We start from the raw sequence: 24,178 nt of genomic DNA, 5'->3' as shown, positions 1-24,178 counted from the left end.
ACAGGCATCGGAGCACAGGCATGGAGCACAGGCATGGAGCACCGGCATGGATCTGGTTTTATGTTATAATAAAACTTGAACTAATTAGGTGCTTTTACATGGTTAATAATTACGATATTTATCATAGTTCTAATTGATGGATGGTCGCGCTGGATCGCATTGATGAATGTCCCCACAATGTTCAATGCGGAGCAAAATCACCCGTTTCAGGAGGCCATTTTGCTGCACCAGCGGTGGGGGTCATGACATGTCATGGCCCCCAATTCTTGTTGCGAAGGTCATTCAGCCGGATGTCGTGATGCGGTGTCGCGCCTGCCATATAGCAGCCACAGGACCCCGCGCCTGAGATCGCTTCCGATGCCAAACAGGGTCGGCACAAGAAACAGCACGAATAGCGTTGCCACCGACAGGCCAAAAATCATCGTTGCCGCCATCGGCTTGAGGAACTGGGCCTGAGGCGAGCTTTCGAAAAGCATGGGAGCAAGACCGCCGATTGTCGTCAGCGACGTTAGCAGCACCGCGCGCAAACGATCACAACTTGCACCGATGGCCGCCTTTTTCAAGGCTTCCCCGTGGGCGAGACGTTCATCGAGACGGCTGACAAGAATGAGCGAGTCATTGACGAGGATCCCGGCAAGACCAAGCAGCCCGATCATGGACAGGATTGTCAGATTGTAGCCCAGCAGATAATGCCCGAAGACAGCTCCGACAAAACCGAAGGGGATGATCATCATGATGGCGAAGGGGCGCAAATAGGAGGCAAAGACCCAGGCAAGAATGATATAGATCGCAGCAAGGGCAATCAGAGCCCCCGTGCGCAGATCGCCAAAGGCATCCTGTCTTTCCTCGTCCCGACCCGAGAAGCGATAATTGATCCCGTATTTGCTGGCAATTTCAGGCAACAGGGCCTGATCGAGTTCGGCGACCAGCTCGGTTGCCGTCACAACGGACGCGTCGACATCGGCGGTCACCGAAATGGTGGTCTTGCCATCGTAACGCTGGATTGAGGAAAAGCCCTGCCGATCACTGAAGGTGACGATTTCGGTCAATGGAACATAGGTGTTCTGAGGGCTTTTGAGCCACAGGGAGCGCAGACTGTCGCGATCCTTGCGCGTCAGCTGTTGCAGCTGGATCTCGACCTCTTCATCCAGAATGGCCAACTTGCGCGCAATGCGTCCCTCGACCAGATCCCGGATCTGCTCGCCGATCGACTGGGCCGTGAACCCAAGGCTACGTCCGCGCTGGGTCAGTTCGAGCGCCAGCTCGGGCTTGCCATAGGGCATGTTGTCATCAAGCTCGCTTACTCCGGGGAAAGCGGACAGGCGTTCCTGCAATTCTAGCGATGCCATCTTGAGGGTCTCGGTCTTGGCATCGGTCAGGCGGATATCGAGATCGGCACCGGGAGGGCCGGCCCGCTGGCCCCTTATGGCGATGCGCTTGAGACCGGCCAGTTGAGGCATGTTGCGATTGAGCGCTTTCATGAAGCTACTGGTGCGGACTGTTCGTCTTTCCGAAGCGGTCAGACGCAGGCGCAGGGATGCGACATTGTCGGCGGTGGTTCGGCCAGAGCTGCCAAGCGTAGCGAAGGATGCCACGACCAGCTTTTCCCCCTTGCCCACTTCGCTCTCGGTTTCATAGACGATCTTGTCGACCTTTTCGAGAATGTCGACCGCATCCTCTTCCAGAATGCCGACATTGAATGTGAGCGCGATGGTGATCGTCTCAGATTCCGCCGTAGGGAAGAAAACGAACCCGATCCGGCCACCGGCGATCAACCCGCCAGCCAGCACCATGGAGGATACGCAAATCGCCAAAGTGGTGTAACGCCAATTATAGGATACGGTCACCAGCCAGCGAAACGGGCCATCACGAAAGGCGGCAAAGAGCCTGTCAAATCCGCGCCGGAATGCGCTTTCCTTCAAATGGGCGGAGTGGGAGCGGCCTTTTCCCTTCGGCTCGCCCCGATACCGGAAATATTCGATAAGCGCAGCAGCAGCAAAGGCAAGCGCGACAAAGACCAACATGGGGGTCGCTCCCCCCTCATCGAGCCAGTCATGCAGTGCCCGCCAGATCACTTCTGTCGCGCCAGCAAATTTGGCGACAAGATCTTCGGACAAGCTGTAGAACAGAATAAGAGGCAAGGCGATGACCAGCCCGACGCCGATCACCCGTTTGACATTCCAGCCGACATGATGGCCCGGCGTCATGGAGTGGGCCAAATGGCCGGGCAGGATGAAAAAGCACTCGATGAAGCTGGCAACCAGCACTGCAATCACCACGATGGGCAAAATGCTCATCATCTGACCGATGACGCCACCGATCATCAGGATGGGAGAAAAGGCGGCAATCGTGGTCAGAGAGGCCGCAGCCACGGGAAGCAGCATTCTGCTGCCGCCGCCCTGCGCGGCAACAGCACCCGGCTCGCCAGCCTGATAGCGCGTAGTCGTCTCCTCGCCCACGACAATGGCATCGTCCACAATCACCCCAAGCATCATGATGTAGGAGAAGATCGACATCATGTTGATCGTCTGCCCAAGCATCAAGAGCACCACACAGGAAGCCAGCATCGAGATGGGAATGCCTGCGGTGACCCACAGGGCCGTGCGCAAATTCAGGAACAGCGACAGGATCACCATGACAATGATGAGACCGGACACCGCATTCTTGACAAGAAGCAGGATGCGTTCGACCAGAGCTTCGGCCAAGGCATCATACTGGGTGATCTTCAAGGTTGGCGGATAGACGCCTTCAATCGATTTGAGATAGTCGTCAACGATTGCCGATGCTTCAAGAGAGTCTTCCGTGGGGGCTCGCTTGACAATCAGCTGAATTGCGGACTCGCCTTGCAGAAAGCCCCGGACCTGATCGGGATTGAGACGACGCTCGATCCGTGCAATGTCGTTGAGGTTAACGCTTGAGCCATCGATCTGGGACTTGATCTTGACGCCTGAAAGGCTTTCGGGGGTTTCCTCTGCCGCCAGGGTACGGATCTGTTTCTCGACGCCATCCTTGACCGTACCCGATGGCAAGTCGCGGCTGTTCATGGCAATCTGGTTGGAGATATCTTCTATGGTCAACCCCAACCGGCGAAGATCATAGTCACGCAGACCGACATAGAACTGCTCGTCTCGCAAGCCCGTGAAGTCGACCGTATCGATCCCCCTGTCAATGAGATCATCCCGCATTTCCTTGGCAAATTGCCTCAAGGCGGCTTCATCGAAAGGACCTGACAGGATCAATCGGCTCACGTCATCGCGGAACTGGCGGTAGGCAATCGAGGGATCGTCTGCAAGATCGGGTAGCGAGGTGACGGTATCGACATTGGATTCCACATCGCGCAGAGCCTGCTGCATATTGGTGCCCGGCTTGAACTCCAGCACGATCATGGCAGAGCCTTCCCGCGCAAAGGACTGGACCTGATCGACGCCATCGACAAAACGCACTTTCGGCTCGATCAGTTCGAGAATGTTGGCCTCGACATCCTCTGCGCTGGCACCGTTCCACTTGACTGAGATTTCAATCGTGTCGGAGTCGATGGTCGGAAAGAACTGACTGTTCATGCGCGAAAGCGAAAAGAGCCCGGCGACCAGCAACATGATCATCAGCAGGTTGGCGGCGTTGGGATGATGGACAAAGAAGGCGACCACTCCCCCCTTGTTCTGGGTCTCAAACCGGCTCATTGGGCTGCCCCTTGTCGTTTCCGATCAGCGGGCCGACCACCAGACATTTTCTCGGAAGCAGCCGAGGACTCACGGTCCTGCGGTTCGGTTGGTCCTCCATCAGCGCCGGGGATCACGAGCTTGAGGCCGGGTCCGGCTTCGGCAATGCGCGTGGTGACAATCTCCGCACCCGGCGCGATTCCGGCTCCGTCGATCAGGGCCGTGTCGCCAAGATAGGCGAGAACCTTGATTTGTCGCGGTGCCATGCGGCCCTTTTCATTGATATAGACCCTGTCGCCGTTATAGATCGCGGCCTGGGGAATGGAGATCGCATTGTCATAGACCTTGTCCGGCACAATGATCTCCACAAAAGTCCCGGTGCGCAGCTCCGAATTGGCCATGATGCGAGCATAGACCTCGACCCCGCCATTGGCCGCGTTCACCTCCGGTGTCACCCGTGTGATGGTTGCGGCATTGCTCCTGACCAGATCTCCCAACTGCCAGTTGACCCTTACCTTTCGGCCTATCAGATTTGCATCATCAGAAATCAGACGCCCATATTGCGCGTCAGACAGGGTGAAACGCACATCCATTTGTTGCGGATCATACAGGGAGACAAGTGTGTCGCTGGCCGAAACATTGCGTCCGACTGCCACGGATTTTGATTGCACAAGGCCGGTAAACGGGGCATTCAGCGCGGTGTTGTCGAGATTGTGCTGCGCTTGTTCAACCCGCCATTCGAGCCGATCAATGTTGGCCTCTTGCTGCTTGATCTGGGCTTTCAGGACTTGCAGATTGAAACGCGTGCTTTCTGCGGTCTGTTGTCTCTGGGAGACGATCAGCTTGCGGCTTTCGAAGGTCTGCCGTGTGAGGCTGCCCTTTTGCAGCAGGGTTTCGGCGCGGTCCAGATCATTGGTCGCGATTTCGAGTTGCTCCTCGAGCCGCTTGAGCGTGGCCTCATCGCTGTCAAGATTGACCTTGCTCGCCAGAAGCTGGGCTCTGGCCTCGGACAGGTTGGCTTTGGCCTCACGCAAGCTTCCCTGATATTCGAATGGATCGATGCGAACCAGGGGATCATTCTGCTCGATCAGATGCCCCTCGAGAAGAGAGGGATTGACCCAAACCACCTGACCGCTGACCAGCGCACGCAAATCCACCGTTCGGGCAGCCGATACCGTGCCGAAAAGACCGATATCGGGTTGCAGGGCTCCGGGCTCTGCCAACTTCACTTCAACCGCATATGTTTTCTCGCGCGGCGGACGGCGGTTGACGTCGGGTTTTGTGGCGACAATCTTCCAGGTCGCAAAAGACACCGCAGTGATGACCAGTAACGGAACCACCAGTTTCAGAATTCCGCGCAAGACAGTTGCGATATGGAACTCACTGCGCCTTGCGGACGCTTGTGGCGCTGCGCCTTTTTGCTCATTGCTGTCTGACGACGCCTCGCTAGGAGCGTGCGGGCCACCTTGATCCTCGCCTTGATGCTTCATTCTTACTGGTCCACCTTTTCAGCCGTCGCTGACTCACGCATTCAGATTTTTCAAATATCAAACACCTATTGGCCCCATCTCGCCAGATAAGGGCAATATAGTCAAAGAATGCCGGGTTACCAATGAAAGACTTGTCACTTTTCAGTAGCGCTACAGAATTGTCCTGCTGGTTCTGTCAGAACTGTTCTGCGTGTGCGAGCGCTGTCGCAACGCATATTTGGCCTTACATTTCAAATGGTTCTAAATTCCATACTCAAAAGGCGTTTCTCTTTCAGTGCACTGCAATCCCAAACACGCAAGAAGATTGCCAATTTTTAATGTTCCAACCGGGATGCAAACAGCCCCCTTGACCAAAAAGGCCACCCCGTCTCCGGGATGGCCTTTTGCCTGGTGTCACAGATGATCGGCTCGCTATCAGTCCTTGGCAGAAGCAAGCACCTCGGCAGGTTCGAATTCATATCGGGCGCTGCAAAATTCGCATGTGACTTTGATCTTGCCATCGACAATCATCTCTTCGACATCCTCGGCCTTGAAGGTGCCGAACATCTCTCCGATGCGCTCGCGGCTGCAATTGCACCGGTCATGGATTGGCATTTCCTCGAAAACCCGTGGTCCGTTTTCGTGAAAGAGTCGATAGAGCAACAGCTCGGCAGAGACAGAGGGATCCGTCAGCTCATGGTCATCAATGGTGTTGACCAGCGCTTCGCATTCACGCCATGCGTCCGCTTCGGTCACGTGATGGATCTTTTGCATATCCGGATCCGGATGATCACCCGGATGCAGGTCACGGTGTGGAATATCCTCGCTTGAATGAGGCAGATACTGGACCAGCAAACCACCTGCGAGCCATTCGGTTTTCGGACTGCCATCCTCCTGACGCGTGACCATTTCGGTTGCCGCAAGGCGAACGCGGGTCGGCAGCTGTTCGGACTGCATGAAATAGCTGTGGGCTGCTTCCTCAAGGCTTTTGCCATCGAGAACAACAACACCCTGATAGCGGTTCATGTATCGCCCCTGATCAATGGTCATCACCAGATGACCCTCGCCGAAAAGCTGCTCGGGCTTGGTCTCGCCCCTGGCGACATGCTGCTCGAGCGCGTCTGCATCAAAGCGAACATAGGCCCTGACGGCATCGGGGGCGGTATAGTCGACCACCAGCATATTCACCGCGCCCTTGGACTGGACCTGCAAAATGAGCTTGCCTTCGAATTTCAGCGACGAGCCCAAAAGGGCCGTCAGGGCAATCGCTTCGGCAAGCAGGCGATTGACCGCATCGGGATAATCATGCCGCTCGATGATGGCGGTTATGGTCTTGTTGAGCTGGACCATGCGGCCACGCACATCCAGCCCATCGACCTGAAAGGGAAGGACGCGGTCCAGGGAGACTTGGGACGAATTCAGTTCAGACATCAGGCTCACTTTCTTAAAGCGCTGCTCTCTCTGCCTCCACAATGGCGGAAGCTAGCCGGAAAGCCGTTTCTGGCCTTTTGGAATTTTGGGGCGATCCCTAGCAGAAGTCGGGACAAGAATAAAGGCAAAGGGCAAGCGGACGAAAGCTGATCATGTGCATTTTCTCACAGGATCAGATCTCTGATCATGTTTGGTGCAGAGCCCATCCCATATCGCCCGTCTCAGGGCGGGAAAGGCTCTTGCGGCTCCTGCCCATATTGGTCTTGTCTGGCCTTGCGTCAAGGTCCGGGCTTTTCCGGCCGGACCGGCCTTTCGGTCAACGCCCGAAAACTGGGCGCCAAGCAGGCACCCTGTTGTCAAAGATTGAATGGCCTTGCAGGAGGAGACCACAAAGAGCGGGCTGTGATTGGCAGGCCGGTCGCACTCCCCCTTCGGGAAAGCGACCGATCTTCAAATGCCACCCTATTTTATATCGCTGTTGGCCTGATGGAAGCACCAGGCCATAATGCCCTTTTGCGCATGCAGACGGTTTTCTGCTTCATCGAAGACCACCGACTGAGGACCGTCCATGACATCATCGGTCACCTCTTCGCCGCGATGGGCGGGCAGACAATGCATGAAGAGGGCATCGTCGTGGGCAAGCCCCATAAGCCGGTCATTGACCTGATAGGGTTTGAGAAGATTGTGACGATGCTCGGCATCTTCATCGCCCATCGAGACCCAGGTGTCGGTGATGATGAGGTCGGACTGATCGGCGGCATCCTCGGCACGATCACACATCTCAATGCGCACGCCACGGCTGCGGAGGCGATCAATCACGGAGAAATCCGTCATCAGTTCTTCCGGCACGGCAATCCGCATGGTGAAGTCGAAATGCTCGGCGGCATGCAGCCAGGAAGTCAGCACATTGTTATAGTCGCCAACCCAGGTGACCGTCTTGCCATTCAGGGAGCCGCGATGCTCCTCATAGGTCATGATGTCGGCCATGATCTGGCAGGGATGGGAATAATAGGTAAGACCGTTGATGACGGGAACCGTGGCATATTCGGCCAGTTCCTCGACCGCATGATGATCGAGAATACGGATCATGATGGCATCGATGAAACGGGACAGGACACGTGCTGTATCGGGAATGCTCTCGCCGCGGCCCAGTTGCATTTCCGCCCCGGTCAACATCATCGGCATGCCGCCCAGTTCCCTCACGCCGACATCGAAAGATACGCGGGTGCGCGTTGAAGGTTTGTCAAAGACCAGTGCAACGACCTTGTCCTGCAAGATATTGGTCATGCGGGAGGTCTTGCGGGCGTCCTTGATCGAATGGGCGGTTGCAAGAATTTCCTTAAGCGTTTCGGTCTGTTGCTTTTCCAAGTCAAGAAAATGGCGAATGGTGCTGTCTGACATGGTTTGCTGTCCCCTTTTAGTGGCTTTCCTGCTTCGCAGCGACCAGCTTGTCCAAAGCATGCTCCAAAGCCCTGAGTGCAAAATCAATTTCTTCCTGATCAATGATCAGAGGTGGCGCCAGGCGCAGAACATTGTCTCCGGCTCCTACGGTCAACAGACCTTCTGCCCGGCACGCGTTGATCAGTTCTGCTGGTGGCATTGACAATTTGAGGCCCAGAAGCAGCCCCCGGCCTCTGATTTCCTCGATATAATCGGGATAAGCGTCCTTCAATGCGGCAAGGCGCTGCTTCAGAACGAGGCCCATTTTGGCAACATGGTCCAGAAACCCGTCTTCCAGCACCACATCAAGAACCGCATTCCCTACAGCCATGGCCAGAGGGTTGCCACCATAGGTTGAGCCATGTGTGCCAGGTATCATCGCTTTTGCAACCTTCTCGGTTGCAAGGCAGGCACCCATGGGAAATCCGCCACCGATGCCTTTCGCAATGGCCATGATATCAGGTTTTATGCCCGCTTCTTCATGGGCGAAAAGGTGGCCCGTTCGTCCGACACCGGTCTGCACCTCATCGAGAATTAACAGAATGTCGGACTCATCGCACAAATCCCGAAGGGCTTTTAGGAAGGCCGGCACAATTTCCCGAATTCCGCCTTCGCCCTGGATCGGTTCTATAAGGATTGCTGCGGTTTCTTCATTGATCGATTGTTTCACCAAATCAATGTCCAGACTGGTCAGGGTTATGAAACCCGGAGCCTTTGGTCCGAAGCCTTCAAGATATTTTTCCTGTCCACCGGCCGCGATCATGCCCAGGGTCCGACCATGGAAAGCACCGGAGAAGGTCAGGACTGTGGATTTTTCGGGATGACCACAGTCATAATGATATCGCCGTGCGGTTTTCACAGCACATTCCACAGCTTCAGCACCGGAATTGGTGAAGAAGACCTTGTCGGCAAAAGTGGCCGCACAAAGCCGCTCTGCAAGCTGATGCTGGCCGGGAATGTCATAAAGATTGGAGACGTGCCAGAGCTTTTCTGCCTGTGCCTTGAGCGCCTCAACCAGATGTGGATGGGCATGACCGAGACTGTTCACTGCAATTCCGGCGGCAAAGTCAAGGAATCGTCGATTATCCTGCGTTGTAAGCCAAGCGCCTTCCCCCTTTTCGAATTTCAGGTCAGCCCGTGCATAGGTGGCATACAGCGAAGAGTCGGTCATCTTATTCATCCTCGTCCCAAGACAAAGATCTCCTTAAATATGGACATTGCGCCCTTGTTCCAGCTCCGCACCATGCGTCCGGAGTGCGCGATATCCTCTTTTCCCTCATCCCAGACCGGCACATGAGATCTTTCAAACAAGGCCGGGAATGGCGGAAACGCAACAAAAAAAGCCGCCCCAACGGCGGCTGGCGAAGGTCTCTCTTTTGCAAGAGGACATGGCATTTGTCAATCATTTCGCGCGGCAAACATTCAAAATATTATGCGTTTAATACACAAATCCACAAAATAATATGTTTCTCGATCAAACACAGCAGCGAAGGATTTCGCAATTGGTACAATTTGAGGATCAAAAAGCTGGCCTTTTCGCTCCCAAAATGATGAACTGATCGTTAAGGATAAAGACGCAGGAAGGGACCACCTGCCGTGTCTGTTTCACACCAGATGCACGAAAAATATGCTCAAAACTGGTGCAGCGCCCAGTCATGAACAGACCAGCTCACAGCGAATGACAACTGCTCGTGGCAAACCCATTGCGCCCCATGCAGCTGGTTGTTATGCAAGGCTTAACAACAGGTTTTCCACACATAATCAACAATTCGGTCTGGATAAATCAAGAAAATCATTGTCAAGCAATTTCTGGACAATCTTTGATTCGGATTTCTGGGGAAAAGGGCCAATTCCCGCCTACCTGCTGTTGCAGAGGAGTCGCCGCTTAATATAGTTTACAAATTATTAACGAAATATAAATCGTGCGGCAAAATGAAAATCCACTGAAGAAGGTCAAACCTTTGGTTGTGTGTACACAACCAATTGCGGCGTTTGGTTTGCCTTCTGTAACAGTCTAGACGGAGGCTTATTAAATGTCTTGGACTGACGAACGCGTTGAACTACTAAAAAAACTTTGGGCCGAAGGGCTCAGTGCCAGCCAGGTCGCGGCAGAACTTGGCGGCGTAACCCGAAATGCGGTAATCGGGAAAGTCCATCGTCTCGGCTTGTCCGGACGCGCAAAAACGACAACGACAGCTCCCCGGGCCAGACGTCCGCGCAGCCAGTCGAGCCGTCCAGCACGTCCCAGCAGCGGGTCTGCGGCTCCAACCGTAGGCGCAACCGCGCTCAAAGCTGACGCCCGGCCACAACCGACACCAAAACCCAAGGCCGAAGCAAATCCGGAACTGGATGCTGTTGTTGTCCCCATCTCCAAGCGGGCGACGATCCTGAGCTTGACAGAAAATACCTGCAAGTGGCCGATTGGTGATCCTGGTGATGCCGACTTCCATTTCTGCGGGTGCAAATCCGAAGCAGGATCCCCCTATTGCAAATATCACTCTGAAATTGCCTATCAGACGGGTGCGGACCGTCGTCGGGCCAGAAAAGCAGGGTAGGAATTCAAGAGAAGACACCTTCACCGCCGACACGATTTTCAAGAAAGGCCGTTCCAGTTCGGGGCGGCTTTTTCTTTGCTTAGCATCCGTCTTTTCGCCGAGCCAGCCCCCCCTCATGTCGCTCTCAACTTTGACGCAATTCTTCGCTAGAATGGGCCGCGGTGGCGGGCATTGCCCTCATCTCATTTGTTTGCCTGTTGGGGCGGCAGCGCGGGGGTCTCGAAGCGAAGCCAGATGCTCGCTTGCTGCAAGCAGCAAGCGCGATTTGGAACAACCTGATCGGGTCAAGGCCTTGCAACCTCTGCACAAGGAGCCAAACCGTAATGATCGTGCGCAGCATCAAGCTCTTTTCCTTCCTGCTTCTTCTGCTGATGGCATATGGTGTTTATGCAAGTTTTGTCAGATCCGAGACGCGTGCGGCGGCCCCTCGCCTGCGTCCCGCTGCCGAGCGAGCCGATGAAATCGTCATCTTGAAGGGCGAGCGCCGCATGATCCTTTTTCGCCAGGGACAGGAGATGAAGCGCTATTCCATCCGGCTCGGATCGTCCCCCACAGGACCAAAACAACAGGAAGGGGATGGAAAAACGCCTGAAGGGCGGTATCTGATCAACCGGCGCAATGGGGCCTCACAGTTTCATCTTTCGCTTGGCATCACCTATCCGACCGCACACCAGAGGCGGGAAGCCCGCGCAAGGGGCGTGAGCCCCGGAGGCGACATCTTCATCCACGGTCAGCCCAATGCATGGGGACGTCTCAATCTGCCAATCAGTATCCCCTTTGACTGGACAGCAGGCTGCATCGCCGTCTCGGACAACGATATCGAGGATGTTTTCTCTCGCGTGGCCATTGGCACATCGGTCACCATCAAACCCTGAGGCGGGTGTGTTCAATCGGAAAAATGCAACAAGGCAGGAAGAAATATCGCGTCGGCAGAACAAAAACTTGAAGCAGGGTGCAAATAACCCCATATTGATCGGGTCGGATGCTTGAAGCTGAGGTTCGACGCCAAGGGCGTGGTGAAAAACCGGCCCGAAGATTCGTCTTGGCACCCCTTTTGCTGATGGCCGGGATTGCGTGAGATGAATGCCATTCACCGTGAAGCATTTGCCAATGCCGAGGCGTTAACACTTGCTTTACACTTCTGGCTTCATTGTTTTCAAAGAACGAGAAGCCTCTCGCGTGTCGCTTACGAAAAGGACCGCCAATGTCTCGTATGTCTGCCTTTTCAAGTCCGTTCCTGCTCGGTTTTGATGAAGTCGAGCGCGTGCTTGACCGCGTCGCCAAAGGCGCGAATGAAGGATATCCCCCTTACAATATTGAAAGACTGGATCCAACCGAAAGCAAATTGCTTGAGGGCAATGGAGGCGGTGGTGATGTTTTGCGGATCACACTCGCCGTGGCCGGTTTCACCCGTGACCAGCTTGATGTGACACTGGAAGAAAGCCAGCTTGTCATTCGCGGTCGACAGGTTGATGACCAGAGCCGCCAGTATCTTCACCGCGGTATCGCGGCCCGTCAGTTCCAGCGCTCTTTCGTGCTGGCCGAGGGCATAGAAATTCTAGGAGCCGAGTTGAAAGATGGGCTTCTGTCCATCGATCTGGCTCGGCCGGAACCGGAGAAAGTGGTCCGTAAGATAGCCATCGACGTAAAAGAATAAGCGTGTGTTCCACCAAAGGTGTATCACTGCCCATCCTCCCGTAAACCAAGGGGCTGTGGTTCGCCAAACATGAAAGCAGATGCCATGTATGATGAAGAACTGTTCGAAAATGACGAAATGGAAGAAGGTCTCGAATCCATTATGTTGGAGCGTCGTATGGCCTATGTGCGTCAGGTGAGCATGGAAGAGGTCATGGATCTGTTTCCCGAAGCGCCGGAAATCGAAATTCCCCAAAATCAGGAATTGTGGGCCCTACTGGATGTTCAGGGGCAACCCATCGCGCTGGCAGGATCCGAATCCGCTGTCAAACTGAGCGCCATGCGCCACGATATTGAGACCGTGAGCGTACATTGACATCCTCACGATCATCTTGTGACCATCACATGGAAAGATGCTGGTTCTGAGCGGCTCCCCGTTTCAGCCCGCCAAGGACCGGCACTCCTCTCACCCCGGAGGCCTCCCCCAGTCACACCATCGACCATAGACAGGCACTCGTGCTTACGCAGCGCAACGGCCTTTTGCCGTCCTGCTTTCCCCTCTTTTCTGCATTCTTCAGTTTTTCCCGACCGTAAGTCCCCCCTTTTTTCGGAGCAGACCGCCACGCGCGATATGGGCAATATCAGGCGAGCCCCCACAAGAGGCCGAGAGCTGCCGTTACGGCAAGGCATTTGACAATCGACCATTTGCGGAAATGGATGAGATATCCGGCAAAGAGCGTCAGTGCAAAGACAAAGGGGCTAAAGCTTTCCAGTTGCGGCCCATGCAGTGTCAGCGGGCCAATCTCATGCTGATCGACCCGCTCGAACACCACATGCAGGCCAAACCAGACCGACAGATTGAGAATGACGCCAACCACTGCCGCCGTAATGGCGCGCAAGGCTTCTCGCAGGCGCGGGCGGGCGCTGATCCATTCGATGTAGGGAGCCCCGGCAAAGACCCAGAGAAAACAGGGTGCAAATGTCGCCCAGAGCGTGACCAGGGCTCCGGCCAGTCCGAGCCACAGGCTGACGCCCTCACCTGAGCGCGCGGCGGCCAGAAAGCCAACAAATTCTGTTACCAAAATCAACGGCCCCGGCGTCGTTTCGGCCAATCCGAGCCCGTCAAGCATTTCTGTGGCCCCGAGCCAGCCATGCAGCTCAACAACATCCTGTGCCATATAAGCAAGCACGGCATAGGCTCCGCCGAAAGTCACGGTAGCCAGTTTCGAGAAGAAATATCCGATCAAGGTAAAGATCTCGATGGGAGCGAGCCAGTCAAGAAGGATGAGCGGCGCGAACCAAATGAACAGCCAGATCCCGACTGTCTTGAGGCTTTGGCCAAGCGACACCGTGTGCGTCTTTTCCAGTTCATCATCGTGCGCCTTGGTCTCGCCCCTCTTGCCGAGCTTCTCCCCGTGCCAGATGCCATAGAGTGCGGCGAACAGGATGATCAGGGGAAAGGGCAACTGAAAGAAGAAAAGCGCAACAAAGGCAAAGCCGGCGATCAGCCAATGAGCCAGACCGTCCAGCGCCTTTTTCGCAACCCGCAGCAAGGCTTCGAGCACGATGATCAGCACCGCAGCCTTGATGCCCATGAAGAGCGAGGCGGCAAGCGGAGCCTGACCGAAAAGGGCATAGGACGCGGCAAGCAGAAGAATAACAAGACTTCCGGGAATGACAAAGGCAAGACCGGCCATCAACCCGCCTGCCACCCCGTGCAATCGCCAGCCGGCATAGGTGGCCAGCTGCATGGCCTCCGGTCCGGGCAGCATCATGCAAAAGGACAGCGCATTGAGAAACTGTCGCTCCGTCAACCAGGTTTTTTCATCGACGATTACGCGATGCATCAGGGCGATTTGTGCAGCGGGTCCACCAAAGGACAAGAAGCCGATGCGCCACCAGACCCTGGCCGCCTCGCTGAAAGGCGGCATGCCGGGCCCTGTCTCTTTCATCTTGTCATTGAAACCCGGCTGCATTGGCTTTTCCCTCTTGGCCCTGATAGCAGATTGCTCAAAAGCCCGCGCACCCTTTTGCGCGGACCCTGCATCTGCTCTACATGCTCCGTAATCTTGACGATAAGATTACAAGAATTCCAATATCGGGGAAAAGGTTGGGAGATGCCTGCCCTGTCAGGCTGCGTCCGATTCCTGCAAATGGCAGAGAATGGCACGTATGGCGTCGGCTTCGGTTGCAGCTCGCAATTTGGCAAGAATATCCTCGTTGCGCAAAACCCGTGCGATGCGAGCCAGTGCCTTGAGATGATCTGCACCTGCCCCTTCGGGAGCGAGCAGCAAAAAGACGACATCAACAGGCTGATCGTCCATCGCTTCAAAATTCACCGGCTTGTCGAGCACAGCGAAAATTCCATGGATCTTGTCCAGTTCAGGCAGTTTGCCGTGTGGTATGGCCACACCCTGGCCCACTCCTGTCGAGCCGAGTCGTTCACGTTGGAGAAGTTTTTCGAAGATTTGGCGTTGCGGCAAACCGGTCAGCCGGGCCGCGCGCTCCGACAACTCCTGAATCACCTGCTTCTTGCTGCTTGCCTTGAGCAGAGGCACAATCGCTTCAGGAGCGAGTAGATCGTTCAGTTCCATGAAACTCTCATGTTTCAAACGCCTCGCACGGACATGGATGGTCGAGACGAAGGGTTCGGGTTTCTTGAAATGATCAACCTGCCCCATGGGTTTCACCCCTTGAGGCAGGTCAGTCTTGAGCGAACACCAACGGCGCTTCTTGCCTTGTTGGCTCAGCGCTACTCAAAGGGTAAGTCTGTCCCCTTCAATGCGCCCTTGACTTCAGTTGAACGGCGCCAGAGACGAGATATTCCCGCCATGGCGCCTGTTCCAATCATTTGGTCAGTGCCGGGTTGATCCAGCCAACATGACCATCCTTGCGTTTATAAACGACGTTAATAGCATTATCTCCCGCATTACGGAAGACCACAACCGGTTCGCCAGACAAATCCAAGGCAACAACCGCATCACCAACCGTCAAGGTGCGGATTGGAGAGGTGCTTTCTGCGATGACCACGGGCGAGAAATCTTCCGGCACCTCATCCTGGGTCGCCGGGTTTTGTAAAACGCCATAGGCAACTTCAATCGCTTCAGGGCTTTCGCGGAAATCATTACGATGGCTTTTCAAGCGTCTTTTATACCGGCGAAGCCGCTTGTCGATATGCTCAACAGCATTGTCGAAGCTTTTTTGAGCATCTGGATCAGAACCACTTGCCTGCATCACCATCCCAGTATCGAGATGGAGTACAAGGTCACTCTTGAAGCCGATGCCTTCCTTTTCCAAGGTCATCTGACCACCGAAACCGCCGTCGAAATATTTTTCAACCGTTTCGGCTACCCGATCTTCCGCATAAGCGCGGAGCGAATCGCCAACATCAACTTGTTTGCCTGATACACGAAGCGTCATGGAACCCCCTACTTGATTATGGGCCTACGAAATGACCGACTAGAGTCTCTAACAATGACGCTGGAAATTACGGCCATACCAGTGACAGGCCGCAAAGAGCCCCGTCATTTCATCAATAGAAGCCTGGTCGGCCATATGCATGGAACCAGTCCCTGCAAAGCATCAACACAGCTTTGAACCGCGCCCTCATAAGCGCTAGACAGCCAAATGTCAATGCTATGGAATAGTCTGTCACGCATAGTTCAAGTGTGCCAAATTTATTGGGATTTGACCAGAAGACAGAACAATCTTTGGCACGAAATTCGGAACTTTACGTATTTATCCACTGAGAAGCGATCATGCAATTAACAAACACATAATCTTAATTTTTGTTAATAAAATTACTCAAAGAAATCATATATCAAAATATAATTTCAATTTCGGCATTCCAGGGTCCTTTTGCGCCTTGCATCAAAGACGTCCTTGACGAAAGTTCAGTCCATGTTTCACATCATGCGGGCAGGCCTTGCGCCACAGTCCGCAACGGCCCCGGCCATCTGTTGACATTTTCAGCCCAGAGCCGCTTTCTTCTCCCTCCTGCGCTGCACCGATGAAGGGATATTCATCGCCTCTCTGTATTTGGCGACCGTGCGGCGGGCAATGTCCACCCCTGCCCCTCGCAACTGTTTGACCAGCGCATCATCGGACAGAATGTTATTCACGCTTTCCCCGTCAATCGCCTGCTTGATTCGATGCTTGACCGCTTCTGCGGAATGATTGTCACCGCCAGAGGTCGCGGAAATGGCCGAAGTGAAGAAATATTTCATTTCGAATGTGCCGCGGTTGGTCGCGATATACTTGTTCGAGGTCACGCGGCTGACCGTGCTTTCATGCATCTGGATGGCGTCGGCGATCGTGCGAAGATTGAGCGGTTTGAGATGGGTCACACCATATGCAAAAAAGGCATCCTGCTGTTTGACGATCTCGGTTGCCACCTTGAGGATGGTTTGTGCACGCTGGTCAAGGCTCTTGATCAGCCAATTGGCACTTTGCAGGCAATCGACGAGAAATTCCTTTTCCTTCTTGCCGGTCGCATTTTCGGTAATCTGCGAATAATAGCTTCGATTGACCAGCACGCGCGGCAAGGTTTCGCTGTTCAATTCCAGATTCCAGCTACCATCTGCCGCCTGCCTGACGAACACATCAGGCACGACAGGTTGAACCGTCAAATGACCGAAGGCGCTGCCGGGGCGTGGATTGAGCGCTCTGATTTCGCTGATCATCTGCGCCATATCATCGTCATCGACATTGCATAGCTTGCGCAAGGCCACGTAATCGCGCTTTGCCAGCAGCTCCAGATTGTCAAGAAGGGCGGCGATTGCCGGATCGTAGCGATTCTTTTCCTTCAGCTGCAACGCCAGGCATTCGGCAAGCGAGCGCGCAAACACTCCTGATGGCTCGAAGGTCTGTAAAATATCCAGAACATCAGCGACCTCCGCTTCCTCGACACCAAGCCGATTGGCCACCATGGCCAGATCTGTCTGGAGATAGCCGAAATCGTCCAGCTCGTTGATCAGGAACTGCCCGATAATTCGGCCTCTCTGGTCCTGAATGCTTGTCATCAACTGCTGCTCGAGATGATCGGAGAGAGACGTTTCACCAGCCAGCACAGCCTCGAGATCATAGTCGGGATTGGCCCCGCCATTGCGCATGGGCGTGGACATCCACGGATCATTCAGGCTCGGCCCGGTTTGCTCGGCAGAGCCTGCATCATCTGGAAAGACATTGTCCAGACGCGCATCAAGATCATTGGAAATGGCATCCATCTGTTCAGGGCGTTCATCGCCAAGCTGCTCGGACAGATCCGGGGTCGGAGCCGCTTCACCAGAGCTTTCAGCCATGTTGGCATTGTCTGATCCGGCTCCGGCATCGGAAAGATCCCGTCCGCTGTCGTCCGTACCAGCCATGTCTGGCCCCATCGTCTCCCTGTCGCTTGGATAGTCATCACTGACCGCTTCAAGCAAGGGGTTGCTCTCCAGCTCTTGCTGAACATAGGCGACGAGATCGAGATTGGACATTTGCAGCAACTGAATAGCCTGCATCAGTTGCGGCGTCATTACCAGCGACTGGCTCTGGCGCATATCCAGTCTGGGTGTCAAAGCCATAGTTAAGTGGGTCCCTACCTGTTCAAAGCCTTGCAGCGTTGATGTTGTTCACGCTGGTTTCCTTGATTTTGTCTTTGTGTGTTTCAGGCCGTTCTTCATGGACGCAAAGGTGAATTTGCCGAAACCCTGCCCCTTGCCGTTATTTTACCGACATTTTCAGACAAAACGCTCATATCACGTAAACTTCATCACATATGCCGAACATAATCGGCCAAGTATCGGTAATTGGTACAAGTCTTGCTTGCTACTTATATCAGTCTTGTTACCGTTTGCATATTCAAAATGTCACATCAAGAAAAATATCGAGATTTCATATGCTTGATTGTTGGATATCGAGGATATCGGGGCAAAGAACGCCTACGGTCGGGTCTATGCCCTATCGTGCCCTACATGGAGAAACTCTCGCCAAGATAAAGTCGGCGCACATCACTGTTTGAAATGATTTCATCGGGCGTACCGTTTGTCAGAACATTGCCCGAATGAATGATATAGGCCCGGTCGATGAGGCTGAGCGTTTCCCGAACATTATGGTCGGTGATAAGCACGCCGATGCCGCGTGCGGTCAAGTGGCGAACCAGCTCCTGAATGTCGCCGACAGCAATCGGGTCAACACCGGCGAATGGCTCGTCGAGCAGCATGAAAGAGGGGCGCGAGGCAAGGGCACGGGCAATTTCAAGACGCCGTCTTTCCCCGCCCGAAAGCGCAATGGCCATGGAATTGCGCAAATGGGCGATGGAAAATTCTTCCAGCAACTGATCAAGCTGTTCCTTGCGGCGCTTGCGCTTGGGTTCGACCAGCTCCAGCACCGCCATGATATTATCCTGCACGCTGAGCCCGCGGAAAATGGAGGCTTCCTGTGGCAGATATCCGATGCCAAGGCGGGCACGCCGATACATGGGAAGTCTGGTAATATTGTAGCCATCGAGCGAGATATAGCCCTTGTCCGGACGGACAAGGCCCGTAATCATGTAGAAAATGGTGGTCTTGCCCGCTCCATTGGGGCCGAGCAGTCCAACCGCCTCGCCACGCTGAACCGCAAGAGACGCAGAGGTCACGACCGTCCGCTTCTTGTAGCTTTTTCCGATATTGTGCACGACCATCCAGCCCATGCCGTCCTGTTCGAGCGGATCGAACGGGGCTTGTCGGTCTTCTGCCACGTCGGCATTGGTCAGATCGTCAAACTCTTGCATGAGCGGTTATACACTTTTCCCTAAGCGCTACACCTGTTCAGCCGGATCGGCCAATCACGAGCAGCGCCATGATTCCACAGGATCGCAACATCCTAACCTTGCCAGACGGTGAAGAGCAACATCAAGCCCCGGATCCGGGACCAGTCGTCGGGCTTGCCCGACCACACTAACAGATTGCAATTTCCTTGTCCGCACCAACCTTTGCGAGCCATGTTTGCTAACAAAGATCTGTTTCTGCATCATCCGGATTTCCAGCTCTCCTGCCCGCGATTTCCAGAGCGGTGACCATCGTAAATGCAAGGCTTTACCTATTGAAAAAGCTCTTAAATGCAATTGCCTTGATTGTCGAGCCAGTTTGCCGATCTGTCGCTATTTTTTTGGCTTCCTGTTCGGGATGAAAAGCCCCTGAACACGTTTTTTGGTCCCTGTTGCGCCCTGCGGCACCTGATCGGATACCAATTGGGCAGCACCGTTGCGCATGTTGACAATCAACTTCTTGCCGCGCAGCACATTCTGGCCCTGAGTGAGGACGACGTCACCGTTGAGAATGATGATTTCCTTGTCCATGTCGACAGAAGCGGAGTTGCCGCTTGCCTGCTGATCAAGCTGGATAACCTTCACGCCGCCATGGGCCTCAAGGCGCGTAATCGATTGGGCCGTGCCCGCACCTCCCCCTTCATAATGAATGGTCAGTGTCGCCGTGAGCAGGGTCGTATCGCCCTGCACGGCGCGAACATCGCCCTTGAAGATGGCAACCTTTTCCTTGTCATAGATATCGAGCTGATCGGCCTCGATCTCGATCGGTGCGTCGGGGTCGGTACGCAAGCCCGAAGCAACATCTGCCATGCCCTGGGCATTGGCCCCCTGCGGCAACAGAAGCAATATAAGAAACACCCAAAGACAGAGGGGCAGAAACAGATTGGCCCATTGCCGTTTTCTGTTGGTTGCCGGAGAAGACAAACTCGGCATCATTGGCTTTTTTCCTTTGTCTCAGCAGACTTCCCGTTTGCAGCCTCGGCGGAAATATGAAGGCGCACGTTGCCCTTGAAAGTCACATGCTCGCCATTGTTGAAAGCGGTCAGACGCTTCGCCGTCAGCCTGATATCCTTGGATGTGATCTCTACCGGCGTCCGGGTTTGCAGCCATCCCTTTTTCATTCTCACATTGACGACTTCGGTCTTGAGCTGATAGCCCAGCGATGAGTTGACATCGACCGCGCCTTTCAGATCGAGATATTCCTTGTCCTGATCAAATCGACCGGTCCTGGATGTAACCGTCATCCATTGCTTTTTTTCATCGGTAATGCGCGCATCAACCTGTTCAAGATTGATGATGTTGGGCTTATCCGCTTTTTGCGTTGCTCTGGCAGCAATCACCTGATAGGCGCGATCATCGGAATAGCCGTTAAGATTGGGGTTGAGCATGACAAGTTCCTGCTGTTTGAAACTTGCCTCCTTGATCTGGATTTCTTCATTGGACTCGGCGGGCTTCTGTTCGGTGACCCAGACGATGAAGCCGATGACGACAATGATATTGATCATCGGCAAGCTCCACTTCATGAGCTTGACGAAAATCGAGTGCCGCTTTGCCCGTTTGAAGGCGCGCTCCTGCTCATGCGCGCTGATGATGCGGGCTCTGGTTGCCTGATCGCGCATGGCGCCAAACTCAGCCGAACCACGCAAAGCGCGTGCATCCCTTCTCTCCGGTTCTTCATGGAACTGGGCATTCCGTTTGCGCTTGTCCATTTCCAATGACCCCTTTTTCGAATGCTTCGATCACTGAATAGGAAAAACGGCAAAATTATGCAATGGCACAATCAAACTGGGGGTATCAAAGGCGGGGACGAGGCAGACCTCAGCCGCTGGTCTGCCACCGGTTTCTAGCTCTTTCTGAACACATGTCGTGCGTGAGGCCAGATTCGCCTCAGGAATGGGCGAAGATGTCCATTTCTTCCCAACCGGCCAGATCAAGCTTGGCACGCGTTGGCAGGAAGTCGAAGCAGGATTGCGCCAGATCCTTGCGGCCTTCCCGCGACAGACGAGCACGGAAGATGCCCATCAAGCCATGCAAATGCAGAACATCGGTCGCGGCATATCGCTTCTGGGCGTCGCTCAGGGTATCGGCACCCCAATCGGAGCTTTGCTGCTGTTTGGAAATATCGACATCAAGAAATTCGCGGCAGACATCCTTCAGACCATGGCGATCAGTATAGGTCCGGGTCAGCTTGGAAGCGATCTTGGTACAGAAAACCGGATCAGGCATCACCCCGAAGGTATGGTAGAGAACGGCAATGTCAAAGCGGGCGAAATGGAAAATCTTGGTAAGATTTTTGTTGCCAAGAAGCGTGCACAGATTGGGGGCCTCGGTCTGGCCCTTGGCGATCTGAATCAGATCCGCGCTCCCATCTCCGGGAGACAGCTGCACCAGACAGAGGCGATCCCGATGCGGGTTGAGGCCCATCGTCTCGGTGTCAATGGCAACAGCTGAAACATTGTCATAATTGTTGAGGTTGGGAAGATCTCCCTGATGCAGCCGAATAACCATTGATTTATAACTTCCTGGAATTTGACAAGAAACGCGCCCTTGAGCTTGCGCCCTTGTGAAGAGAAACAAAGTGGTACCGCCATCCCGGGGATCGCGATTTCTGGCGACACCATAGAAGGTTCGTTTCAGAGCTTCAAGCATTGCGGACGAGTTTGAGGCAATATGCGGGAATTGTCACACTGTTACACATGTTTGAACGCAAAGGGCATGCAATTCGTTAATAAATACCAACAAATTGAACATGCCCGCGATCTGTTCCGGTCAGTAACGATCCGGGCAGATGTAACGCTCGAAAACCCATCCTGAAGGATAATTGCCCCCTTGTGGGGCGGTCGGATAGGGCAGGACATCAACCTGACGCCACCCATTGGTGCCGTAGGGTTCCCAACTGAGCAGGGGCGTATCCGGGCCAAGACGCATGATTTCGGCGCATCGGGTGGATCCGCAGGTGCGCAGAGAGAGAAAATTGTCGCCGTGAGGATTGAGCCCACAAACAAAATAAAGCTCGCCGCTATAAGCCTGGGCCTTGCCGATAAACGAGATAGGCAGAAGAAGGAGCAAAAGCAGAGCGAGAATTGCTGTCTGCGATCTTGTTGACATTTCATGTCTCCTTGCGATGAAAAGGGATGGCAGCCAAACGCTTTTGAGCCTTCAGTCTATCATGGCCAGAAGCCCTGTCGCAAAGGGTGAGATGTACCGGTTCTACGCTGTTCAGGCTCGCTATTTTTCCCGATTCGACAATAGCGCATCCATGACGAACGGATCAGGCAGTGTTGTTTGCGGATTGACCATGGCGAACCCATCGGAGAAATCCCAATGGGCCCAGCCGATACAGTTTTTCTCGGCTGCTAGACGCACGGCCCGGAGCCAGTTGATCCGGGAGCGGCGATCGACATCAAAGTCCAGGACACCGAATTCATTGACGATAACCGGCACCTTGTGATGCTTTGACCATTGCCCCAGGGCTGCAAAATCTGTGGCGATGCGCGCCGCGTTCCACGGCTGTTGGAACGTTTCCTGAAGCGCCCTGACAAGATCGGGAGCCCCTCTTGCCTTCATGTTTTCGATCTGCGCCACAACTGCCGGGCTTTGTGCGTCCGCAGGAAAGGGCAGTTGACGAAGAAATCTGATCGCCGACCCCTCTTCCCAGGTCATCGCCTGATGGGTGAAGAGAAAAGGATCATAATAGTGAATTGCATAGACCAGATTCTCGCCATTGAGCGGTTCGGACGCAATCAGCACCTCGTGGCGCTGGAAAACCGCCGGGCCGATGATCAGCTTTCGCCCTTTCGCGATGCGATTGAGATGGTGAACAAGGGTCTGGGCCTGTGGCCACCAGACATCCTGATCCGGTATCGGCTCGTTGAGCAATTCGAAATATACGCTCTCCTGAGGCCAGCCTTCCGAGATTGCGGCAATCTTGTCCCAGGCTTCGACGAGATAGGCGAGACCGAGATCGGGCCGGTTTTTGTGCGTGATCTGAAAGGGCTGATCGGGAAGCAGGTCAACCGAGACCGCAAAGTCCAGAGCCACCAGCCTTGTGATCATTTGCCCAAGCGCCGACAATTGGGCTTCGATCCCGTCCTTTGAAGAATAGCGCCCCACCAGACTTTCCAGACTGACCGGCAGACGGATGTGTGAAAAGCCCATTTCACGCAATTGCCGCAGAAGACCATCGTCCGGTTTGTAACCTTCATAACCCGGATCCCAATTGGGCAGATTGAATCCCCTTGCAAACCGGGCATCCGAGCCATTCGGGGCAAAGGCATGGGATGGCCCGCACTGATCAAAGCCCGCCTTGAAAGGTGCGGCCATGGCGGCGAAGGTCAGAAAGCACAGCGCCAGCACGCTCGAAAGCAAGAGCGACCGAAATTGATGTTTGTATTTGCCAGACGCAGCCATTATCGGGTCCTTGTCAGCAGCAACCAGATGGCATGGGGGTTGGTCGTCAGATAGCGCCAGAACAGCCGTTTGGGTTCCTGACAGATGCGGAAGGCCCATTCCAGAGAAGCCTTTTGCATCCAGTCCGGGGCACGCTTGTTCTTGCCCGAAAGAAAGTCGAACAGGCCACCACTGGTCTTGATCACACCGACGCCCGTCAATCGTTCGCGATTGCGCACGACAAATTGCTGCTCTCTTGGCACCCCCATTCCGATCCAGAGAATATCGGGCGCGACCTTGTTGATTTCCTCAATGAGACCGGCCTCTTCATCCTCGGCAACATATCCGTTGCGATATCCGACGAAATCAAGATCGGGATAAAGCTGTTTCATGTTGGCAACCGCCTTTTCGATCCCGTCCTGTGTGGCTCCCAGAAAGTAGAAAGTCACCTTTTCAGCCGCCGCCATCCGGGCCGTGTCATGCACTAGATCTGTGGTGGCCACTCGCTCGGGCAAAGGGCATTTGGTCAGATAGCGGGAAGCCTGGACAAGGGGCCCCCCGTCGGCATGAATGATGTCGGCTTTCAGAAACAGCTCACGGATTTCCGGATTGCTTGCGCATGAAGAAAGCACCTGCCCGTTGGCCGAGGTGACATAGAGCGGCGGCTCCATTTTTCCCCGAGCGGCCACGGCATGGTCAATCATGGTCCGGGCTGCTTCGTCGCAAGTCTCAATCGCGATTGGCAGACCGCCCACAGTAATCACTGGAATGTCCTTCATCAGTCCCCTCAACTGGTTTGCACCCTGAAGA

The 24,178-nt window shown here is 54.5% G+C and carries 21 protein-coding genes; 5 read left to right on the top strand and 16 right to left on the bottom strand.

What is annotated here, in order from left to right; translation table 11 throughout:
• Window positions 1-278 precede the first annotated feature (278 nt).
• From ACHZB8_RS03795 to ACHZB8_RS03775, 5 genes are all read right to left on the bottom strand, one after another.
• Complete coding sequence (locus tag ACHZB8_RS03795) at window positions 279-3,680, bottom strand: efflux RND transporter permease subunit (protein WP_316858797.1); 3,402 nt, start codon at window positions 3,678-3,680, stop codon at window positions 279-281.
• The gene (locus tag ACHZB8_RS03790; protein ID WP_316858796.1) at window positions 3,677-5,149 is read right to left on the bottom strand and encodes an efflux RND transporter periplasmic adaptor subunit; all 1,473 of its coding nucleotides are present in this window, start codon (window positions 5,147-5,149) and stop codon (window positions 3,677-3,679) included. The genes ACHZB8_RS03795 and ACHZB8_RS03790 overlap by 4 nt, the downstream gene beginning before the upstream one ends.
• Before the next feature lie 414 nt (window positions 5,150-5,563).
• Window positions 5,564-6,559, bottom strand: coding sequence for an Hsp33 family molecular chaperone (locus ACHZB8_RS03785; RefSeq protein ID WP_316858794.1), 996 nt, complete (start codon window positions 6,557-6,559; stop codon window positions 5,564-5,566).
• A 462-nt stretch (window positions 6,560-7,021) separates the two neighbouring features.
• Complete coding sequence (gene argF, locus ACHZB8_RS03780) at window positions 7,022-7,960, bottom strand: ornithine carbamoyltransferase (protein WP_316858793.1); 939 nt, start codon at window positions 7,958-7,960, stop codon at window positions 7,022-7,024.
• 16 nt (window positions 7,961-7,976) lie between these two features.
• Window positions 7,977-9,170: an aspartate aminotransferase family protein gene (locus tag ACHZB8_RS03775; RefSeq protein WP_316858792.1), complete on the bottom strand. Its 1,194-nt coding sequence runs from the start codon at window positions 9,168-9,170 to the stop codon at window positions 7,977-7,979.
• Window positions 9,171-10,032: 862 nt separating this feature from the next.
• On the opposite strand from ACHZB8_RS03775, the gene ACHZB8_RS03770 reads away from it, so the two are divergent.
• From ACHZB8_RS03770 to ACHZB8_RS03755, 4 genes are all read left to right on the top strand, one after another.
• Window positions 10,033-10,554, top strand: coding sequence for a GcrA family cell cycle regulator (locus ACHZB8_RS03770; protein ID WP_316858791.1), 522 nt, complete (start codon window positions 10,033-10,035; stop codon window positions 10,552-10,554).
• A gap of 323 nt (window positions 10,555-10,877) precedes the next feature.
• On the top strand, window positions 10,878-11,429 hold the full coding sequence (locus ACHZB8_RS03765) for a L,D-transpeptidase family protein (protein WP_316858789.1): 552 nt from the start codon (window positions 10,878-10,880) through the stop codon (window positions 11,427-11,429).
• A 329-nt stretch (window positions 11,430-11,758) separates the two neighbouring features.
• Complete coding sequence (locus tag ACHZB8_RS03760) at window positions 11,759-12,211, top strand: Hsp20 family protein (RefSeq protein WP_316858787.1); 453 nt, start codon at window positions 11,759-11,761, stop codon at window positions 12,209-12,211.
• A gap of 69 nt (window positions 12,212-12,280) precedes the next feature.
• Entirely contained in the window at window positions 12,281-12,565 is a 285-nt protein-coding gene (locus tag ACHZB8_RS03755) for a DUF1150 family protein (RefSeq protein WP_316858785.1), read from the top strand.
• A gap of 265 nt (window positions 12,566-12,830) precedes the next feature.
• On the opposite strand, the gene chrA is transcribed toward ACHZB8_RS03755, so the two are convergent.
• Both chrA and ptsN read right to left on the bottom strand, forming a co-directional pair.
• A complete protein-coding gene (gene chrA / locus ACHZB8_RS03750; RefSeq protein WP_316858783.1) occupies window positions 12,831-14,165 on the bottom strand; it encodes a chromate efflux transporter in 1,335 nt (444 codons plus the stop codon).
• Between the two features lie 153 nt (window positions 14,166-14,318).
• A complete protein-coding gene (gene ptsN / locus ACHZB8_RS03745; protein ID WP_316858782.1) occupies window positions 14,319-14,783 on the bottom strand; it encodes a PTS IIA-like nitrogen regulatory protein PtsN in 465 nt (154 codons plus the stop codon).
• Between the two features lie 9 nt (window positions 14,784-14,792).
• Here ptsN and ACHZB8_RS03740 point away from each other — a divergent pair, with 9 nt between their 5' ends.
• Complete coding sequence (locus tag ACHZB8_RS03740; protein ID WP_316858780.1) at window positions 14,793-15,059, top strand: hypothetical protein; 267 nt, start codon at window positions 14,793-14,795, stop codon at window positions 15,057-15,059.
• Here ACHZB8_RS03740 and hpf read toward each other — a convergent pair.
• The 9 genes from hpf to ACHZB8_RS03695 form a co-directional block, all read right to left on the bottom strand.
• A complete protein-coding gene (gene hpf, locus ACHZB8_RS03735; protein WP_316858778.1) occupies window positions 15,037-15,609 on the bottom strand; it encodes a ribosome hibernation-promoting factor, HPF/YfiA family in 573 nt (190 codons plus the stop codon). The genes ACHZB8_RS03740 and hpf overlap by 23 nt on opposite strands.
• Window positions 15,610-16,157: 548 nt before the next feature.
• Window positions 16,158-17,753 carry an RNA polymerase factor sigma-54 gene (gene rpoN / locus ACHZB8_RS03730; protein WP_316858777.1) on the bottom strand — a complete coding sequence of 532 codons (1,596 nt, stop codon included), beginning with the start codon at window positions 17,751-17,753 and terminating at the stop codon, window positions 16,158-16,160.
• A 386-nt stretch (window positions 17,754-18,139) separates the two neighbouring features.
• The gene (gene lptB / locus ACHZB8_RS03725) at window positions 18,140-18,943 is read right to left on the bottom strand and encodes an LPS export ABC transporter ATP-binding protein (RefSeq protein WP_316858776.1); all 804 of its coding nucleotides are present in this window, start codon (window positions 18,941-18,943) and stop codon (window positions 18,140-18,142) included.
• A gap of 369 nt (window positions 18,944-19,312) precedes the next feature.
• Complete coding sequence (locus tag ACHZB8_RS03720; protein ID WP_316858774.1) at window positions 19,313-19,915, bottom strand: LptA/OstA family protein; 603 nt, start codon at window positions 19,913-19,915, stop codon at window positions 19,313-19,315.
• A complete protein-coding gene (lptC, locus tag ACHZB8_RS03715; RefSeq protein WP_316858772.1) occupies window positions 19,912-20,688 on the bottom strand; it encodes an LPS export ABC transporter periplasmic protein LptC in 777 nt (258 codons plus the stop codon). Before lptC ends, ACHZB8_RS03720 begins: the two co-directional genes overlap by 4 nt.
• Before the next feature lie 178 nt (window positions 20,689-20,866).
• Entirely contained in the window at window positions 20,867-21,487 is a 621-nt protein-coding gene (locus ACHZB8_RS03710) for a ribonuclease D (protein ID WP_316858771.1), read from the bottom strand.
• A 261-nt stretch (window positions 21,488-21,748) separates the two neighbouring features.
• Window positions 21,749-22,087 (bottom strand): hypothetical protein, encoded by a 339-nt coding sequence (locus ACHZB8_RS03705; protein WP_316858770.1) that lies wholly within the window; start codon window positions 22,085-22,087, stop codon window positions 21,749-21,751.
• A gap of 120 nt (window positions 22,088-22,207) precedes the next feature.
• Complete coding sequence (locus ACHZB8_RS03700; RefSeq protein WP_316858768.1) at window positions 22,208-23,389, bottom strand: cellulase family glycosylhydrolase; 1,182 nt, start codon at window positions 23,387-23,389, stop codon at window positions 22,208-22,210.
• Window positions 23,389-24,147, bottom strand: coding sequence for a WecB/TagA/CpsF family glycosyltransferase (locus ACHZB8_RS03695; RefSeq protein ID WP_316858767.1), 759 nt, complete (start codon window positions 24,145-24,147; stop codon window positions 23,389-23,391). Before ACHZB8_RS03695 ends, ACHZB8_RS03700 begins: the two co-directional genes overlap by 1 nt.
• Window positions 24,148-24,178 lie beyond the last annotated feature (31 nt).

It is taken from the genome of uncultured Cohaesibacter sp., assembly GCF_963556055.3.
Lineage (GTDB): Bacteria > Pseudomonadota > Alphaproteobacteria > Rhizobiales > Cohaesibacteraceae > Cohaesibacter.
The sequence above is the reverse complement of the archived record's forward strand: the minus strand, read 5'-3'. Positions and strand labels throughout refer to the sequence as shown.